Below are 17,780 nucleotides of genomic sequence, written 5' to 3' on the forward strand. Positions count from 1 at the left end.
ACGCTGTTCGTTCGTTTACAGCTGGAACTCGGTCTTCAGTTTCTTCTCGGTCAGTGTGTTCTGGAGTTTGGCAACACGCGGCAGGCCGTTATCGAATGGCGGGAAACTCTCACCGGCAATCAGAGGTTCCAGGTAGTCCCGGCAGTCCTGGGTGATACCAAAGCCATCGTCGGTGATGAAGTGGATCGGCATCTTTTTCTCCTGGTTTGCCACTTCGCTCAGCGGGGCCTCACCGATCTTCCAGACGTAAGGTTTGCCCTGTTCGCGGACGATCGTGGGCATCAGAGCCTGCTTGCCGTCGAGTGCCATTTCCACGGCGGCCTTGCCAACCGCATAGGCCTGCTCCACGTCGGTGGCGGAGGCAATGTGGCGGGCACTGCGCTGAAGGTAGTCGGCAACGGCCCAGTGGTATTTATGGCCCAGGGCCTGCTTGACCATATTGGCCAGAGCCGGAGCAACACCGCCCAGCTGGGTGTGGCCAAACGCGTCCTTGGCTCCGGCGTCCGCCAGGAAGCGACCATCTTCGTACTGGGCACCTTCGGAGGCCACCACTACACAGTAGCCATATTCATTCACACAATGATCCACGCGCTCAAGGAAGGCGTCGCGATTAAAAGGGATTTCCGGGAACAGGATGACGTGGGGCGGTTCGCCCTCGCCCTGTCCGGCCAGACCGCCGGATGCGGCAATCCAGCCGGCGTGGCGACCCATGACTTCCAGGATAAACACCTTGGTGGACGTTTCGCACATGGACTTGATGTCCAGGCTGGCTTCCAGGGTGGACGTGGCAATGTATTTGGCAACCGACCCGAAGCCCGGGCAGCAGTCGGTGAACGGCAGATCGTTGTCCACGGTCTTGGGCACGCCGATGCAGGTAATGGGGTAGCCCATCTTGTCGGCGATCTGGGAAACCTTGTAGGCGGTGTCCTGTGAATCCCCACCGCCGTTGTAGAAGAAGTAGCCAATGTCGTGGGCCCGGAACACCTCGATCAGGCGTTCGTACTCGCGCCGGTTCTCGGAAATGTTCTTGAGCTTGTGACGGCAGGAGCCGAAGGCGCCGCCCGGGGTGTGAATCAGTGCCTGGATGGCATCGTCGCTTTCGAGGCTGGTATCAATCAGTTCTTCCTTCAGCGCCCCGATAATGCCGTTGCGTCCGGCAAATACTTTGCCGATTTTGTCCGGATGCTTGCGGGCGGTCTGGATGACGCCACAGGCACTGGCATTGATGACGGCGGTGACACCGCCGGACTGAGCGTAGAATGCATTTTTGATGGCCATCTCGGGCTGGAGCCTCCTGCTGGTTCGACAATGGCGCAGATGATACGCCAATCGACGGCAATTTTCATGAGCAGGATTGCGGATAGCGTGGCTCTTGACGGGGTGGGGCGGATACGGGAGGCTTGTCGGGTTTCAACTCAGAGGGCAGTTGCCGAATGCACATTCATATCCTCGGAATCTGTGGCACTTTCATGGGCAGCCTGGCCGTTCTGGCCCGGGAACTCGGCCATACGGTGACAGGCTCCGATCAGGGTGTTTATCCACCCATGAGCACCCAGCTGGAGGCTCAGGGTATCAGTCTGATGGAAGGGTATAGCCCGGATCACCTGGAGCCGAAACCGGACCTGGTGCTCATCGGTAACGCCATGTCCCGCGGCAATCCGGAAGTCGAAGCGGTGCTCAACCGCAATATCGACTACATGTCCGGGCCCGAGTGGCTGAGCCGCGAGGTGCTCAGGCACCGTTGGGTCATGGCGGTAGCCGGTACCCACGGCAAGACCACAACCACGTCCATGCTGCTCTGGATCCTGGATCAGGCCGGGTTTGAACCAGGATACCTGGTTGGCGGTGTTCCCCGGGACTTTCCCGTGTCGGCGCGTCTGGGCAACAGCGACTTTTTTGTAATCGAAGCAGACGAGTACGACAGCGCCTTTTTCGACAAGCGCTCCAAGTTCATCCATTACCGCCCCCATACCCTGATCCTGAATAATCTGGAATTTGATCACGCCGATATCTTCGAAAACGTCGAGGCCATCGAGCGGCAGTTCCATCATCTGGTCCGGACGGTCCCTTCCCAGGGCCTGATTATCCGTCCCGCGGTGGATGGCCACCTGGATAATGCCCTGGCACTGGGCTGTTGGAGCCCGGTCCAGGACACCGCGATTGGCAGTGAGACCCCGCGCATGTCGGACTGGCGGGCCGAGCTGCTGTCGGAGGATGGCAGCCGGTTTCTGGTGATTCACCACGAACAGCCGGTGGCAACGCTGAAGTGGGATCAGACCGGTCTTCATAACGTCCGCAATGCTCTTTCTGCCATTGCTGCCGCACGTCACGTGGGCGTCACCCCAGACCATGCGGTGGCCGCCCTGTGCCGGTTCTCCGGCGTCAAACGGCGGATGGAGTTGCTGGCGGACATAGACGGGGTGCGCGTATACGACGACTTTGCCCACCATCCCACGGCTATTGCCACCACACTTGAGGGCTTGCGCAACCAAGTGGGTGATGAACCTATCCTGGCATTGATCGAGCCTCGTTCGAACACCATGAAGCAGGGCGTCCACCAGCAGACACTGCTGCCCAGCGCGGAAATCGCGGACCGGGTTCTGTGGGCGAACCTGAATGACATGGAGTGGCTGCCCGAACTGATTGCCGGTTGGCAGGCGCTTAATGCCGGCTCCGATCGACACCGGGTGGAGGCTACAGTGGAAGATTTGCTGGCGCGCACCCTGGAAGATCTTCCCAGCCCCTGCCACATTGTGATCATGAGCAACGGCGGCTTTGGTGGTATTCACGGTAAACTTATTGCCGAGCTTGAGCGTATCCGTGGCTGATCCGGCGCAACCGGCGACTCCCCCTGACTGACAAGTGGCGATATTCATGACCAACGACCATAACCGGCCAACGACCGTTAACCTGGCCTTCACTGGCGCGTCCGGTGCCCAGTATGGCCTGCGCCTGTTGCAGTGCCTGGTCTCAGCAGGCTGCCGGGTGAATGTGATGGTCAGCCGGGCTGCGCAGGTGGTGATCGCCACGGAAACCGATCTGAAACTGCCGGGAACGCCGCCGGCGATGCAGGAAACATTGTCTGCCTACTCGGGCGCTGAACCGGGGCAGGTTCTGGTGTTTGGTCGGGAAGACTGGTTTGCACCGCCGGCTTCCGGCTCCGGGGAGAAAGCGCCACTGGTGGTCTGCCCCTGTAGTACCGGAACGCTCTCGGCCCTGGCGACCGGTGCCAGTAACAACCTGATTGAGCGGGCCGGAGATGTTGCGCTGAAAGAGCGTCGTACGCTCATTCTGGTCCCCAGGGAGGCACCTTTCTCCGAGGTGCATCTGGAGAATATGCTGAAACTGACCCGGATGGGTGCTGTCATCATGCCGGCGAGTCCCGGCTTCTACCACAAGCCCCAGTCGCTTGAGGATCTGGTGGATTTTATTGTTGCCCGGATCCTTGATCATCTGAACCTGCCGCAGGACCTGATGCCCCGATGGGGCGAAGCCCGGGCCGAGGACAAGCGCAAGGGCTGAGGCTGTTCTAAGCGATGGTTTTGGCCAGCCCGATTGATGCTTTTCATCATTGAGCAAACCGGGCTCCGGGCAGAGACTTGGTGAACGACAATCACAACACAGGTTATTCACCGAGGTTCACCATGATTCCACGCACTCTCTTCGACGCCGACCTTGAAGGCTTTCGCGATTCTGTCCGCAAGTTCCTGGAGCAGGAGGCAACGCCTTACCATGATCAGTGGGAGAAGGACGGCCAGGTTAGCCGCGAGCTCTGGCAGAAAGCTGGTGAGCTGGGCTTCCTTTGCCCATGCCTGCCGGAAGAGTTTGGCGGTGTCGGCGCGGATTTCCGGTACAGCGCGGTGTTGATCGAAGAGGTAGCCAGGGCCGGCTTGACGGGCATAGGCTGGGGCCTGCACTCTGACATTGTTGCACCTTACGTGCTCAACTACGGCTCCGACGAGCTGAAAAATCATTATCTGCCCAAACTGGCCAGCGGCGAAATGATTGGTGCCATTGCCATGACGGAGCCGGGTGCCGGCTCGGACCTGCAGGGCGTGAAAACGACGGCGGTGAAAAACGGCGATCATTACGTGCTGAATGGTTCCAAGACCTTCATCACTAACGGCCAGCTTGCTGACGTGGTTATTGTTGTTGCCAAGACCGATCCCAAGGAAGGCGCCAAAGGCATCAGCCTGTTCATGGTGGAAACCGCGTGGGAAGGTTTCGAGAAAGGCCAGAACCTGAACAAGGTGGGTATGAAGGCCCAGGACACCTCCGAGCTGTTCTTCCAGGATGTGAAAGTACCTGAGAAGAATCTGATCGGCCCGGGCGAAGGCCAGGGCTTTTTCCAGCTGATGCAGGAGCTGGCAGCCGAGCGCCTTCAGGTGGCCCTCGGTGCTGTTGCCGCAGCCGAAGCCGCCTGGCAGTGGACCCTGGATTACGTCAAGGAGCGCAACGCCTTCGGAAAGCCGGTGATTGCGTTTCAGAATACCCGCTTCAAGATGGCGGAAATGAAGGCGGAAATTACCGCTGCCCGGGTGTTCACCGATCGGTGCCTGGAGCTGCATCTGGACAAGAAGCTCGACATCCCCACCGCGGCGATGCTGAAGCAGCTCACCACAGACCTGCAGTGCAAAGTGATGGATGAGTGTGTTCAACTTCACGGCGGCTACGGCTACATGTGGGAATACCCGATCGCACGGGCCTGGGCGGACTCAAGGGTGCAGCGGATCTACGCCGGCACCAATGAAATCATGAAGGAAATCGTTGCCCGTTCATTCTGAACCCTCGCTACGGGAGCTGGTCATAAGGGCAAGTGAGGGCAGTGCTAACACTGCCCGTTTCCTTTGATCAGGAGAGGCACAGATGAACAAGCCGTTGTCGCGAGAACCCCGTTTCGAAGTGACCAACCTCGAAGAACTTGCACCGATGGCCGATTATTCGCTGATGGATCATCTTACCCCTGATCCTGACGCCACGTCTGATGGTGTTGACCATCGGCCAAGGCAGGTCTTTTCGGGACATTATGTGCCGGTCAGGCCCACGGCCATCGAAACCCCTGAATACGTTGCCCACAGTGAGGATTTGTTCCGCGAACTGGGCTTTGCCGACAGCCTGGCCCAGTCCGACGACTTCATCCGGATGTTCTCCGGCGACCTCTCGCTTGTACCGGAGCCGATGCGAAAACTGGGCTGGGCCTCTGGCTACGCGCTTTCCATCTACGGCAACGAATACACCCAACAGTGCCCGTTTCAGACCGGCAACGGCTACGGAGACGGTCGTGCCATTTCGGTACTCGAAGCCGTTTTCAGCGGTCGGCGCTGGGAAATGCAGCTCAAGGGTGGCGGGCAGACCCCGTATTGTCGCGGTGGCGATGGCCGCGCCGTTCTGCGTTCCAGCGTTCGTGAATTCCTGGCGCAAGAGCACATGCACGCCCTGGGTGTGCCAACCTCGCGATCACTGAGTCTCTATGTCTCGAAAACAGAGCGGGTGCGACGTCCCTGGTACTCCGAGGGCTCCCATTCCCGGGACCCCGACCAGCTCGTTTCTGAGCCGGTTGCCATTTCCACCCGTGTTGCGCCTTCCTTCATCCGGGTTGGCCAGCTTGAACTCTTTGGTCGCAGGGCCAGAAAACAAGAGCACCCTCGAGCGATCGAAGAGCTCGAACAGCTGGTGCTGCACCTGATTGATCGGGAGTACAGCTGGGTCATTGACCAGACGGTCGCAACTCCCACAAAAGTCGTCATGCTTGCACAGGCGTTCCGCGGCCGCCTTGCCTCGCTGGTCGCAAACTGGATCCGAGTCGGCTATTGCCAGGGCAATTTCAACAGCGACAACTGCGCCGCTGGCGGCTTCACACTGGACTACGGGCCTTTCGGCTTCTGCGAAGTGTTTGAGCCGTTTTATCAACCGTGGACCGGTGGCGGACAACACTTTGCCTTCCTTAATCAACCGGCGGCCGCTGAGCAGAACTTCAAGAGTTTCTGCTCGGCCCTCCGTCCACTGCTCAATGGCCATGAAGAGGAACTGGCTCAGCTCGATGAGATTCAGAAGGGTTTTTCGGAGGTGATGCAGGCGGAAATGGAACGGATGTGGTCAGCGAAACTGGGGCTGAAAGGTTTTGACGCCGAACTCTTCCGGGAGCTGGTGATGCTGATGACCCGCACCCCGGTGGATTACACCATCTTCTTTCGTGAGCTGTCCTCGGTACCCGACGATATTGAGCCACTAAAGCAGAGCTTTTACAGGTCACTGGATGAAGCGGGAGGGGCTGATTCGGAAGGGCTGCTCAAGCGGTGGTCCGAATGGCTTGCCAAGTGGAAATGCCAGATTGGAATCGACGGAGCGGGCAACGGTTCCCGGCTCCGCGAGGAGCTCTCCCGGGACATGAAACTCGTGAACCCAAAATACACCATGCGCGAGTGGTTCGTAGTTCCGGCTTATCAGCAAGCTGCTGACGGTGATTATCTGCCACTGAGGGAACTGCAAAAAGTATTGAATCAACCCTATGACGAGCAATCGGATGGGGTTGAGCATCGCTACAACCGTCTGAAGCCTTTCGAGCTGTTCGATCTCGGCGGGTTTTCCCATTACAGCTGTTCGTCGTGACGAGTGTCCCGTCTGGTTACCAAACTTTACAAATTGCCAAACCTATCAAGGTCTCCGATCACCACATCCCCTAAAGTAGCGGCACAACCTCTAACAAGGATAAACGGTTGCCGCGATGAAACGCCTGATAGGTTTCTCTGTGTCTGTTCTCTCCCTCGCTCTGGCCGGTTGCGGCGAGGAATCCGATGAACTGCCCGTGGACGGGCGGGATTTTGATGGTGTGGAGTACAGTGAGCCGGCGCCCTATACCGGCAAGGTTATCGACGGATACCTGAACAACGCCCGGGTCTGGCTGGATATGGATGGCGACAGCCAGTTTACGCCGGGGCCCCTGGTCATCGAACTGGATAACGGGGCAGAAGTCACCCTTGCCTCGGGTGAGCCCACGGCAATGAGCGGTACCGGTGGCCGTTTCACAATCGACATCTCGGAGTTGGTTCTACCCCCTTCCGTGGGCCCGGACCTGGATCCCAGGGACTATCCGTTACATGCAGTCGCCCTGCCGGGTAAAACCTTCGAGGAAACGCGCAACGGCGAGGTGCCGGTGGCCAGCGCCTATCTGATGTCGGCGCCTCCCGGTGTCCGCAATATCACGCCACTGACAACACTGGCCCGTTACCGGGGCGTTGTCGGGCTGGGTTCGTTCCTGGAAACGCCATCTGGCGTTGCTGCCAGCCTGGCGGACCTGAATCTGGTGCGGGATTACATTCTCGCCCAGGACGACCGCTCACACGCCTACGCCAGGGCATTGGCAAGATTCATGGCCAGTCAGATCCCCGAGGCCTACAACGACCTGCTGGCAGCAGAGAACAGTGACGGCACGGAGCGATTCCTGAGCAGGGAAGCGGCGTTTCTGCTGGGCGTCTCTCTGATTCAGAATGCCGCGGACGTTATTGCGGTGGTCGATACTGCTGCTCAGGGTGACTTTGCCAATGTCGATGCCGACGCCCTGACCCTGCCCGAAGTGGATGTGGAGTTGAGCGATCCTGTGCTGCTCACCGGCCAGAAGGTATACGCCGAGCCTTCCAGCCAGGACACCCTGCCTGCCAATCGTTCAGGCCTGCAGATCTCCGCCGAGCTGGCCTTCGATTACAGTGAGAGCGGGCGTCTGCTATCCGTCTCGGCGAATGGCTGTCTGTCACCGTCCATGCCGGAGTTGGCGCGCCTGATTGGTGTAAATGGTTATATGGCGAACCTGCACACCCAGTGGCTACCCTCTGCCGCACTGTCGGAGCAGAGCCGCTTGAATTTCGATGAAGACGGAACGGATGAACGTCTGATTTTCGACTGGGACAACCGCCGTGCCTATTTCGAAACCAGTACCACCTGCCATCAGTATCGCGGGATTTCAGCAGGCTCGACTGAACTCGGCGGTAACGCCGAGGTAACCTACAGCTGGACAAAGGACAGTGGTGAGCTGGCCGAGCTGGTTGCAGAGTATGGCACCGGCAAGACCCGCACGCTGGTTCCGGACATGGCGAATTCGTCTTCTGTCTTTCCGGGTTATCGGCTTTCAGAGCAGGGCAGTGAGGTGGAGGCCGTTACGTTTGCGGTCGGCATCAGTAACTGTACCCCGCAAGAGGATGCCGTGGGCGCGAATCAGGTTGTCACTGGCGTTCAGCCTTACCAGTTTTCGGGCTACGACCCTCAGCCCGAGGGTTTTACCGATACCGTCCTGGAATTCGACCGCAGGGAGTTTTCCGGCCCGGAGCAACCGGATCTTCGACTGCTGCGATACGGATTCCTTGATCCCGATCGTCTTGGGCTAGACAGGGTAACCGGGGATGGCAGTTTCGAGTGGGTGATGAATTACCCGACAGCAGGCGGGCCGGGCTTCGTTGCTGAACAACCGAATCTTATTCGTGATGCCTACCTGACACGATACAATGCGAGCGGTGACTGTGGCCGCGAGTTCGAGGGCATTCCCAGCTCCGCGTATGCGCGAGTGGAGTATAGCTACCAGCGTTTGTCTGAGTATCTGGTTGAACTGCTGGAATAGGCAAAATTGAACCGGATTCTTTTCTGGCTGCAGGGAGCGCGTGCAAGGGAGTTAAAAGAGTTGGCTGTGATTCAAAGGGATTTAACATGTGGCCGGTTGGCCAATTTACCACTTCCTGAGGGAGGAAATGGTGCCGAGGAGAGGACTTGAACCTCCACGGGGTTGCCCCCACTAGCACCTGAAGCTAGCGTGTCTACCAATTTCACCACCTCGGCAGGTGATTTGCAGAACCTTAGCTTGTTGAAAACTAAACGTTTCTGCCAACGTTGAGGTGTGTGCCTCAACCGATGGCGCGTACTTTAATAATTCCGGCCTGGGCTGTCAAACATTTTTTCGCAAAAAGAATGGCAGGTATTTATGCCTATTCCGGGCAGGTTGATAGGCAGGACCTCCATCCCAACGTTATACTCGTTGCAAACGAATCTATACTGTGCCGCGTTGGTGCAGCCTCAGGACAAGGATCCGAATGGTTTCCAGGAAGAAAAACGACCGGGATCCTCACGCCAGCCGTGAGGCCCAAAAATACGATAATCCTATTCAAAGCCGGGAATTTATCCTCTCGCATCTCACGGATCGCGGGGCTCCCGCAACACATGAAACATTGTGTTCCGAGCTTGGTCAGTCTTCGGAAGAGGGTATTGAAGCCCTTCGGCGGCGTTTGATCGCCATGTGCCGGGATGGACAACTGATCTGCAATCGCCGTGGCGCCTACCTGCCCATTGAAGAAGCGGATCTGGTTACCGGTCGCGTGATCGGACACAAGGATGGCTTCGGGTTTCTGGTGCCGGACGATGGCGGTTCCGACCTGTTCCTTACAGCCCGCCAGATGCGTCAGGTGTTTCACGGTGACCGGGTGGCTGCCCGGGTAGATCGGGTGGATGACCGCGGTCGACGTGAGGGTGTGATTGTCGAGGTTATTGAATACCGGACCAGCCAGACAGTAGGGCGTTTTTTCCAGGAGAGTGGTATCAGCTTCGTGGTTCCGGAAAATGCGCGGATCAACCATGAGGTACTCATTCCCCAGGAAAATTGCGGCAACGCCCGTCATGGCCAATACGTGGTGGTGGATATTGTTCGTCAGCCTACCGTACGCACCCAGCCATTGGGCAAGGTTGTTGAGGTGCTGGGAGAGCATATGGCGCCGGGAATGGAGATTGACGTTGCCATTCGTTCCTACGACATTCCCCATAGCTGGCCGCCCGCCGTGGGTGAGCAAACAGCCGCAATTCCGGAAGAAGTCACTGAAAAAGACAAGGTCAATCGGAAGGATATCCGCAATCTCAGGCTGGTAACGATCGACGACGAGACGGCACGGGATTTTGATGATGCCGTGTATTGCGAGCCAAGGGCCCGTGGTGGCTATCGTCTGTTGGTTGCGATTGCCGATGTTTCCCACTACGTCCGTCCAGGTACACCATTGGACGAAGAGGCGGTAAACCGCAGTACGTCGGTTTATTTCCCGGATCACGTTGTGCCAATGCTGCCGGAAAAGCTGTCCAACGGCCTGTGTTCGCTGAACCCGGGGGTCGACCGCCTCTGCATGGTGGCCGATATGACCATCAGCGCCGCGGGCAATATCAGCAGCTACAGTTTTTATCAAGCGGTCATGTTCAGTCATGCTCGGCTTACCTATAACAAGGTAAGCACCATGCTGGAGCACCCGGACACCGAACAGGGCTACAAGCTGTGTGAGCAATACGCCAACGTGCTCCCGCAGTTGCACAATCTTTATGGCCTCTACCAGTTGTTGCGCAAGGCCCGTACCGATCGTGGTGCAATTGACTTCGAAACCACCGAAACCAAGATTGTGTTTGACGCCGACCGGAAGATAGAAGAGATCGTTCCGGTGCAGCGCAACGACGCCCACAAGATCATCGAGGAGTGCATGCTGTGTGCGAACGTTGCCACAGCGCGATTCCTAAAAAAACACAAACTGCCGGCACTCTACCGGGTCCATGATGGCCCGTCAGAAGAGCGACTTAATGCAGTGCGGCTGTTCCTGGGTGAGCTGGGTCTGCAATTGGGTGGTGGCGATAGCCCCACGTCTGCGGACTATCAGGAGCTGCTGAACAGTATCAAGGACCGCTCGGATGCCAATGTGATACAGACGGTTATGCTGCGTTCGCTCAGCCAGGCCGTCTACAGTCCGGAAGAGGGTGGCCATTTTGGCCTTGGCTATGCAGGCTATGCCCACTTTACGTCGCCGATCCGGCGTTATCCGGACCTCATTAATCACCGGGCCATCAAGTCGGTTATTCACGGCGGGCAGCCTTCCAAGGATGTGGTTCCGCCACCGAAGCCGGATCCCGAGCTTGCCGAATATCCTTACGATATGGCCCGGATGGAGCAGTTGGGTGAGCACACCTCGATGGCAGAGCGCCGTGCCGATGATGCCACCCGTGACGTCATGGCCTGGCTGAAGTGTGAGTACCTCAGTGATCATGTCGGTGAGGAGTACGACGGTGTCATTGCGTCCGTTGTGCCCTTCGGTTTCTTTGTGGAGCTTTCTGGCGTCTACATAGAGGGGCTGGTGCATGTGTCGACGCTCAGCGGTGACTTCTTCCATCACGATTCAGCCAAGCATCGCCTCATCGGTGAGCGCACGGCAATGAGCTTCCGGCTTGGTGATGAGGTCCGTGTGAAAGTCGTTCGGGTTGGAATGGAAGATCGCAAGATCGACCTGGAGCTGATCAGCGAGCCCGTGCATCGACAGGCAGATCGCGACGCGCTCAAGGTTCCAGATAAAGGCGAGCGAGGAAAGGGCAAGCGCGGCCCCGGCAAAGGTGGCAAGCCGCCCGGCAGAGCCAAGCCTGGCCAGAAGGGTGCATCATCCGGCGAGCCTGGCCTGAAGCGCCCGAGGAAACGCCCGGCGTCGGCGTCATCGAAGAAAAAGGGGCCTGAGGCCTTCGATGATAATGAAACGCCATCTGCCAGAGATGAGCTGGTTGCAAAGGCTGCGAAACTTGCCCTGAAAAAAGGCAAGAAGGGCAGTGGCGCTGGCAAAGACGACAAGAAAGCCAAGCCGCGAAAATCAGGCAAGTAACAGGAATCAGAACCAGTGTCCGGAGAGTTTGTGTTTGGCTGGCACGCGGTTGAGGCTGTCCTCAAGCGCGAGCCTGAGCGTCTTCAGCAGGTCTGGATCCAGACCGGCCGGCAGGATAAGCGGGTCAAGAGCATTACCGATACCCTGGACAGCCTTGGGGTGAAATGGAAGGTCGTGCACCGGAAGGAGCTTGATGAGCGGGTGTCCGGTGTACATCAGGGTGTTGTGGCGGCTGTCAGTGAAAGCCGGGAATGGACCGAAGATGATCTGCTGGCCCAGTTGGCCGCCAGTGACAAACCGCCGTTCCTGCTGGTACTTGATGGCGTAACCGATCCTCACAATCTTGGTGCCTGTATGCGCACCGCCGATGCTGTTGGTGTTCAGGCGGTTATCGTGCCCAAGGACAAGTCTGCGTCACTGACGCCGGTTGCCCGAAAGGTCGCCTGTGGGGCTGCCGAGACGGTGCCCTTTGTGCGGGTCACCAACCTTGCCCGCTTTCTGCGCAGTTTGCAGGATCAGGGTGTCTGGCTGATTGGCACCGCCGGTGAGGCGGACGCCACCCTTTACCAGGCTGATTTCAAGGGGCCGGTAGCGCTGGTGATGGGCGCCGAAGGCAAGGGTATGCGCCGGCTCACCCGCGAGCACTGCGATCAGCTGATCAATATTCCCATGCTCGGCCACGTAGACAGCCTCAACGTCTCTGTGGCTACGGGTGTTTGCCTATACGAAGCACTGCGCCAGCGGCTTGGTTAACCCTTGCACACAGGGCCTTCCCCGCCTAGAATATGTGACCCCTTTTTTAAGGGGTGGTTTTGTATTGCCTGATTGCAGGCAACCGGGCCAAGCTTTTGATCAAGCCTTTCTTGTAAAGCCTTATTGATAAAGCAAAAAGAAACCGGCAGCAGCAGCTGTCAACTCCTTGCTTTCATGTTTGTCGGTCGCGGGTTCAACGCCGTGCCGGTAAAAAGGAAGCTGTTTAAACCGTAGGGAGAACTCATGCGTCACTACGAAATCGTTTTTATGGTACATCCGGATCAGAGCGAGCAGGTGCCCGCGATGATCGAGCGTTATACCGGCGTCATCACTGAAGATGGCGGCAAGGTACATCGCCTGGAAGATTGGGGCCGTCGTCACCTGGCATACCCGATCAACAAGATTCACAAGGCTCACTACGTACTGATGAACGTTGAATGTTCACAGGCCGCGATGGACGAGCTGACTCACAACTTCCGTTTCAACGATGCAATCATCCGCGACATGATCCTGCGCCGTGATGGTGCGGATACAGACCTGTCCCCGATGAAAGCTTCCGAGTCCCGTGAAGACCGTCGTGGCGGCGATGATCGCCCGCGTCGTTCAGCCGAATCTGACGAGCCACGTCAGCGTGCTGAAACCCAGGACGAAGAAGAGTAATTAACCGGAGTTGAGGAGTTAAGTTATGGCTCGTTTTTTCAGACGTCGTAAGTTCTGCCGCTTCACGGCAGAGGGTGTTAAGGAGATCGATTACAAAGATCTGGACACCCTGAAAGGCTACATCACTGAAACCGGCAAAATCGTGCCCAGCCGCATCACCGGCACCAAAGCACGTTATCAGCGTCAGCTGGCTACCGCTATCAAGCGTGCCCGCTACCTGGCACTGCTGCCGTACTCGGACAGCCACGATAACTAAGTAACAGAAACACAGGACTTGGGACCATGCGTGCACTTGCACAGTATGTAATGCGCGGTCCCTTCCAGGCCGGCGGGGTAGCAGCAGTCACGACTGCAGTGCCCTTGTTGTTCTGGATTGGCGCAGCCGTTGTCGGCCTGGTTATTCTCAGGCTTGGCATCAGCCAGGGGCTCAATATCGGGCTCTGGGCATTACTTCCGGCGCTTGGCTGGAGCATTTTCGGGCAGGACCCGACCGCTCTGGCTGTATTGCTCCAGGTGATGCTCATGGCGTCGCTGATCAGAACCACGCAGTCCTGGGAAAAAGCCCTGCTTGCGGGAAGTTTTCTCGCAATCGTCACAGGCCTGATGTTGCCTGTGGTCTACCCGGGCTTGCTGGATGATCTGGTCCAGGCCGGGGTGAGCTTTTACCAACAGTACAATGCCGAAATCGCGCAGAGTCTCGGCGATGACCTCGACAGGGTTATCCGCGACACGATGAACGCGAGTATGGCCGGCACCTACCTGGCAACGGGTGTGGGCATGACCATGCTGGCGCGGTCCTGGCAGGCGGGGCTTTATAACCCCGGTGGGTTCCGCAAGGAATTCCATAGCCTGCGGCTGTCGGCGCCGATTGCGGTGTTGTGTGCAGTGACCATGGTGGTTGGTCCGATCCTCGGGCTGAATTCCATGTTGCTTGCCTGGGCTGCGGGAACACCGCTGTTCCTGGCCAGCCTGGCACTGGTACACGGCGTTGTTGGTTTGAAAAAGCTCAGTGGGAACTGGTTGGCGATGTTTTATGTAGCGCTGATCCTTTTGGGCCCAAGCCTGATGATTCTGTTAGTGGTTCTGGCTTTTGTGGATAGCTGGCTGGATATCCGGAGGCGTATAAGCCCTGCCGGGCCGGCTGAATAAAGCACGAAGAGGTTAACGAGATGGAAGTTATTCTGCTCGAGAAAGTTGCAAACCTTGGCTCCCTGGGTGACAAGGTAAAGGTTAAGGCCGGTTACGGTCGTAATTTCCTGCTTCCTTATGGCAAGGCTGTACCTGCCACTGAAGCAAACCTGAAGGCGTTCGAAGAGCGTCGTGCCGAGCTTGAGAAAGCAGCTGCTGAGAAGCTGTCTGCTGCCCAGGCCCGCGCCGAGGCCCTCGAGGGTGCCGCTTTCACCATCAGCTCCAAGGCCGGTGAAGAAGGCAAGCTGTTCGGTTCTATCGGTGTGCGCGACATCGCTGACGCGATCACTGCCGGTGGTACCGAAGTAGAGAAGAGCGAAGTTCGTCTGCCGGAAGGCCCGATCCGGGTGACTGGCGAGTACGAGATTGAGCTTCAGCTGCACTCCGACGTTGAAGTAAGCGTCAAGCTGGCGGTTGTTGCCGAGTAAGCCGTTTTCTCTGGAAACGGTGCTGGGGTTGCCCCGGCTCTGGTAATACGCTGGTGGCCCCACTGCCTCTTTAGAGGCTGGTGCCGGCCAACCTGACAGGCCCGAACCGCATCTCGCGGCTTTCGGGCCTGTTGCTTTCTGGTATGCTGTTAAGACCCTGTAACCCCCTCCCATTGCTTCGGCAGGTCGCTTAAACTGTCGTGGTTATGATGTGCAACTGAAGATGTGTTCATGGCCAAGCCCAATCTGAAGCCCGCGAGTACCGATCTCGAAACCAGCCGGATCAAGGTTCCCCCTCATTCTGTCGAAGCAGAGCAGGCAGTCCTGGGCGGCCTGATGCTGGACAATCGCCGGTTTGACGAGATCTCCGAGGTGATTTCGGCCGCCGATTTTTACCGACAGGACCACCGGCTGATCTTTGGCGCTGTGGAGCGCCTTGCCAGTGAGAGTGAGCCGCTGGATGTGGTCACCCTCGCCGAATTCCTGGAGCGGGCCGGTGATATCGAAGATGCCGGTGGTTTGTCCTATCTGGCGGAATTGGCCGAGAAAACCCCGGGTGCAGCCAACATCCGTGCCTACGCCGATATCGTCCGGGAACGCTCCATTCTGCGCCAGCTGGTGGAGGTGTCCGGCAAGATTTCCGATTCGGCCTTTAATCCACTCGGGCGAAACAGCAATGAGATTCTGGATGAGGCTGAGCGCAGCGTTTTCCAGATTGCCGAAGCGCGGGTCAAGGAGGGTTCCGGGCCGCAGGCCATCAACCCCATTCTGGCCAAGACCCTGAGCCGGATTGAGGAACTGTTTGAGTCAGGTGAGCAGACCACCGGCCTGACCACCGGTTTCAAGGATCTGGATGAGCAGACCTCGGGCATGCAGCCTTCGGACCTGATCATCGTGGCGGGTCGCCCCTCCATGGGTAAGACGACCTTTGCGATGAATATTGTCGAGAATGCCCTGATCAGCACCGGCACGCCGGTTCTGGTGTTCAGTATGGAGATGCCGGCGGATGCCCTTGCCATGCGTATGCTCTCGTCGCTCGGGCGCATTGACCAGACCAAGGTTCGCGGCGGCAAGCTGGAAGAAGACGACTGGCCCCGGCTGACCTCGGCGGTGAGCCTTCTGAAAGACAAGCCGCTTTATATCGACGATACGCCGGGCCTGAGCCCTACCGAGATGCGTTCCCGGGCGCGCCGTATTGCCCGGGAAAACGACGGCAAGATTGGCCTGATCATGGTCGACTACCTGCAGCTTATGCGGGTGCCCGGCAACACCGAGGGTCGGACCGCTGAGATCTCGGAAATTTCCCGGTCACTGAAGGGTATCGCCAAAGAGTTGAGTTGCCCGGTGGTGGCCCTGTCCCAGCTTAACCGGAGCCTTGAGCAGCGGCCCAACAAGCGCCCGGTGAACTCGGATTTGCGGGAATCCGGCGCCATCGAGCAGGACGCCGACGTCATCATGTTTGTGTACCGGGATGAAGTCTACAACGAGGACACCCCGGACAAGGGCATTGCCGAGATCATTATTGGTAAGCAGCGGAACGGCCCCATTGGCACCATCCGACTTGCGTTTATCGGCAAGTACACGAAATTCGAAGATCTGGCCCACGGCGATTATAGCGACTACGGCGGGGAGTATTGATGCCCCGCAGTACGATTGCCCGCATTGATCTGGACGCCTTGCGCCGGAACTTCCAGACTGCCCAGCGGCGGGCAGGCGGGGCCAGGGTGATGGCCGTGGTGAAAGCCGATGGCTATGGCCACGGCATCGGGCCGGTGGCTTCGGCGTTGGAAAGCCTGGCGCCGAAATACGCAGTGGCTTGCCTGGAAGAAGCGCGTGCCATTCGGGAAACAGGTCTGATACAGCCGGTTGTCCTGCTTCAGGGCGTCCATGCTGAAGCGGATATCGCTGAATGCGCCCGGAGTGGCTTTGAGCCGGTGTTCCACAGTTTCCAGCAACTGGCGTGGCTGGAGCGTCTGGATACATGGCCCGCTTTCTGGCTGAAAGTGAACAGCGGTATGAACCGTCTCGGCTTTCATCCGGACGAGCTGGCCGGGGTGATGAGCCGGTTACAGGCCATGAGCGCTGATACAGAGATCCTGGGGTTCGTCACGCATTTTGCGTGCGCCGACGATCCCGACAGCGCAATGACGGCGCAGCAGACTGCGGTGTTTGAAAAGGCCACGTCTTCGTTCCCGGATTTAATGAAGAGCGTTGCCAATTCGGCCGCCCATTTTCGACCGGGCCAGCCGATGTTTGACTGGAGCCGCCCCGGAATCATGTTGTATGGCGGCTCACCAATGGTGGGCACGACCGGTCCCGAGCTTGGCCTCGAGCCGGTTATGTCGCTTGAGGCGCCGTTGATCAGCACCCGGATGGTGCCGGCGGGCGAGTCTGTTGGCTATGGGGCCAGCTGGGTCGCCGATCGGGACACCCGGATGGGCATGGTCGCGATCGGTTACGGTGATGGCTACCCCCGGCATGCCGGCACCAATACGCCTGCGGCGATCAACGGCCAGCGGATCAGACTGATTGGCCGGGTATCCATGGACATGCTGGCGGTGGACCTCACCAATGCACCCGATGCGAAGGAGGGTGACAGCGTTGAACTCTGGGGTCGCACCGTGGGGGTCGATGAGGTAGCCGCCCGTGCCGGCACTATCTCCTACGAGTTGATGACCGGCATCACCGGGCGGGTACCGCGGCAATACCGGTAGCGTTGTGGAGCGCTTTTTCAGCCCGGTTCCGGTTCGTGAATGATTTCCTCGATAAAGTCGAGAATGGCAGCGAGGCTGCGGTCGTCCAGCTTTTTGAGCACCTTGTGCACGACCATCTTGCTGCCTTTAAGCATGCTGCTGATGCCCATTTTGGCCATGCCCATCATCATGCTGCTGGCATGCAGGCGGCGAAGCGGCTCCAGGAAAAAGAAGTCCAGACCTTCTTCGGTCATGTCCACAATCAGGTTGAAGAGTTTGTCGATGGCTTCCTTGTCGGCCTTGCCGCGTTCGCGCAGTTCGCCGACGGTATACAGGGCCCGGGTTCGCAACTCATCAGGGATCGGCGCCACAATGTGGCTCTGTTGTTTCAGCATGACAGTTCCTGT

General features: G+C 58.2%; 15 protein-coding genes and 1 tRNA gene. 13 read left to right on the forward strand and 3 right to left on the reverse strand.

The annotated features are described in order from the left end of the window. Positions 1–15 precede the first annotated feature (15 nt). Entirely contained in the window at positions 16–1,278 is a 1,263-nt protein-coding gene (locus MDHKLMBL_RS18360) for a 6-phosphofructokinase (protein ID WP_104271859.1), read from the reverse strand. 155 nt (positions 1,279–1,433) lie between these two features. Between MDHKLMBL_RS18360 and mpl the strand changes: the two genes are divergently transcribed. From mpl to MDHKLMBL_RS18385, 5 genes are all read left to right on the forward strand, one after another. Then, positions 1,434–2,828 carry a UDP-N-acetylmuramate:L-alanyl-gamma-D-glutamyl-meso-diaminopimelate ligase gene (gene mpl / locus MDHKLMBL_RS18365; RefSeq protein WP_104271861.1) on the forward strand — a complete coding sequence of 465 codons (1,395 nt, stop codon included), beginning with the start codon at positions 1,434–1,436 and terminating at the stop codon, positions 2,826–2,828. A gap of 46 nt (positions 2,829–2,874) precedes the next feature. After that, entirely contained in the window at positions 2,875–3,522 is a 648-nt protein-coding gene (locus tag MDHKLMBL_RS18370; RefSeq protein ID WP_014576138.1) for a flavin prenyltransferase UbiX, read from the forward strand. A gap of 122 nt (positions 3,523–3,644) precedes the next feature. Further along, a complete protein-coding gene (locus MDHKLMBL_RS18375) occupies positions 3,645–4,784 on the forward strand; it encodes an acyl-CoA dehydrogenase family protein (protein ID WP_008176400.1) in 1,140 nt (379 codons plus the stop codon). An 82-nt stretch (positions 4,785–4,866) separates the two neighbouring features. Beyond that, a complete protein-coding gene (locus MDHKLMBL_RS18380; RefSeq protein WP_104271864.1) occupies positions 4,867–6,609 on the forward strand; it encodes a protein adenylyltransferase SelO in 1,743 nt (580 codons plus the stop codon). A gap of 115 nt (positions 6,610–6,724) precedes the next feature. Further along, positions 6,725–8,608 (forward strand): hypothetical protein, encoded by a 1,884-nt coding sequence (locus MDHKLMBL_RS18385; protein WP_104271866.1) that lies wholly within the window; start codon positions 6,725–6,727, stop codon positions 8,606–8,608. A 128-nt stretch (positions 8,609–8,736) separates the two neighbouring features. On the opposite strand, the gene MDHKLMBL_RS18390 is transcribed toward MDHKLMBL_RS18385, so the two are convergent. Further along, positions 8,737–8,823 (reverse strand) — tRNA-Leu (locus MDHKLMBL_RS18390). A gap of 251 nt (positions 8,824–9,074) precedes the next feature. On the opposite strand from MDHKLMBL_RS18390, the gene rnr reads away from it, so the two are divergent. The 8 genes from rnr (at position 9,075) to alr (ending at position 17,394) form a co-directional block, all read left to right on the forward strand. Next, positions 9,075–11,651 (forward strand): ribonuclease R, encoded by a 2,577-nt coding sequence (gene rnr / locus MDHKLMBL_RS18395; RefSeq protein ID WP_104271869.1) that lies wholly within the window; start codon positions 9,075–9,077, stop codon positions 11,649–11,651. Between the two features lie 15 nt (positions 11,652–11,666). Continuing rightward, positions 11,667–12,404: a 23S rRNA (guanosine(2251)-2'-O)-methyltransferase RlmB gene (gene rlmB / locus MDHKLMBL_RS18400; RefSeq protein ID WP_053114591.1), complete on the forward strand. Its 738-nt coding sequence runs from the start codon at positions 11,667–11,669 to the stop codon at positions 12,402–12,404. A 243-nt stretch (positions 12,405–12,647) separates the two neighbouring features. Then, positions 12,648–13,064, forward strand: coding sequence for a 30S ribosomal protein S6 (gene rpsF, locus MDHKLMBL_RS18405; RefSeq protein WP_008176389.1), 417 nt, complete (start codon positions 12,648–12,650; stop codon positions 13,062–13,064). A gap of 25 nt (positions 13,065–13,089) precedes the next feature. Continuing rightward, positions 13,090–13,320 carry a 30S ribosomal protein S18 gene (gene rpsR / locus MDHKLMBL_RS18410; RefSeq protein ID WP_007154918.1) on the forward strand — a complete coding sequence of 77 codons (231 nt, stop codon included), beginning with the start codon at positions 13,090–13,092 and terminating at the stop codon, positions 13,318–13,320. Between the two features lie 26 nt (positions 13,321–13,346). Beyond that, the gene (locus tag MDHKLMBL_RS18415) at positions 13,347–14,213 is read left to right on the forward strand and encodes a hypothetical protein (RefSeq protein WP_008176381.1); all 867 of its coding nucleotides are present in this window, start codon (positions 13,347–13,349) and stop codon (positions 14,211–14,213) included. 20 nt (positions 14,214–14,233) lie between these two features. After that, positions 14,234–14,680, forward strand: a complete 447-nt coding sequence (gene rplI / locus MDHKLMBL_RS18420) for a 50S ribosomal protein L9 (RefSeq protein WP_008176379.1) — start codon at positions 14,234–14,236, stop codon at positions 14,678–14,680. 231 nt (positions 14,681–14,911) lie between these two features. Beyond that, positions 14,912–16,318, forward strand: coding sequence for a replicative DNA helicase (dnaB, locus tag MDHKLMBL_RS18425; RefSeq protein ID WP_041644976.1), 1,407 nt, complete (start codon positions 14,912–14,914; stop codon positions 16,316–16,318). Continuing rightward, positions 16,318–17,394: an alanine racemase gene (gene alr, locus MDHKLMBL_RS18430; protein ID WP_104271871.1), complete on the forward strand. Its 1,077-nt coding sequence runs from the start codon at positions 16,318–16,320 to the stop codon at positions 17,392–17,394. Before dnaB ends, alr begins: the two co-directional genes overlap by 1 nt. A gap of 17 nt (positions 17,395–17,411) precedes the next feature. Here alr and MDHKLMBL_RS18435 read toward each other — a convergent pair whose 3' ends face one another. Then, positions 17,412–17,768 (reverse strand): hypothetical protein, encoded by a 357-nt coding sequence (locus MDHKLMBL_RS18435; protein ID WP_053114594.1) that lies wholly within the window; start codon positions 17,766–17,768, stop codon positions 17,412–17,414. Positions 17,769–17,780: the final 12 nt, after the last annotated feature.

Source organism: Marinobacter flavimaris (assembly GCF_002933295.1).
In the GTDB taxonomy this organism is placed as follows: Bacteria; Pseudomonadota; Gammaproteobacteria; order Pseudomonadales; family Oleiphilaceae; genus Marinobacter; species Marinobacter flavimaris.

Bases quoted from the DNA above. Each gene is read 5' to 3' on its own strand.
- MDHKLMBL_RS18360 (WP_104271859.1), bottom strand. From the start codon at position 1,278: ATGGCCATCAAAAATGCATTCTACGCTCAGTCCGGCGGTGTCACCGCC.
- mpl (WP_104271861.1), top strand. From the start codon at position 1,434: ATGCACATTCATATCCTCGGAATCTGTGGCACTTTCATGGGCAGCCTG.
- MDHKLMBL_RS18370 (WP_014576138.1), top strand. From the start codon at position 2,875: ATGACCAACGACCATAACCGGCCAACGACCGTTAACCTGGCCTTCACT.
- MDHKLMBL_RS18375 (WP_008176400.1), top strand. From the start codon at position 3,645: ATGATTCCACGCACTCTCTTCGACGCCGACCTTGAAGGCTTTCGCGAT.
- MDHKLMBL_RS18380 (WP_104271864.1), top strand. From the start codon at position 4,867: ATGAACAAGCCGTTGTCGCGAGAACCCCGTTTCGAAGTGACCAACCTC.
- MDHKLMBL_RS18385 (WP_104271866.1), top strand. From the start codon at position 6,725: ATGAAACGCCTGATAGGTTTCTCTGTGTCTGTTCTCTCCCTCGCTCTG.
- rnr (WP_104271869.1), top strand. From the start codon at position 9,075: ATGGTTTCCAGGAAGAAAAACGACCGGGATCCTCACGCCAGCCGTGAG.
- rpsF (WP_008176389.1), top strand. From the start codon at position 12,648: ATGCGTCACTACGAAATCGTTTTTATGGTACATCCGGATCAGAGCGAG.
- rpsR (WP_007154918.1), top strand. From the start codon at position 13,090: ATGGCTCGTTTTTTCAGACGTCGTAAGTTCTGCCGCTTCACGGCAGAG.
- MDHKLMBL_RS18415 (WP_008176381.1), top strand. From the start codon at position 13,347: ATGCGTGCACTTGCACAGTATGTAATGCGCGGTCCCTTCCAGGCCGGC.
- rplI (WP_008176379.1), top strand. From the start codon at position 14,234: ATGGAAGTTATTCTGCTCGAGAAAGTTGCAAACCTTGGCTCCCTGGGT.
- dnaB (WP_041644976.1), top strand. From the start codon at position 14,912: ATGGCCAAGCCCAATCTGAAGCCCGCGAGTACCGATCTCGAAACCAGC.
- alr (WP_104271871.1), top strand. From the start codon at position 16,318: ATGCCCCGCAGTACGATTGCCCGCATTGATCTGGACGCCTTGCGCCGG.
- MDHKLMBL_RS18435 (WP_053114594.1), bottom strand. From the start codon at position 17,768: ATGCTGAAACAACAGAGCCACATTGTGGCGCCGATCCCTGATGAGTTG.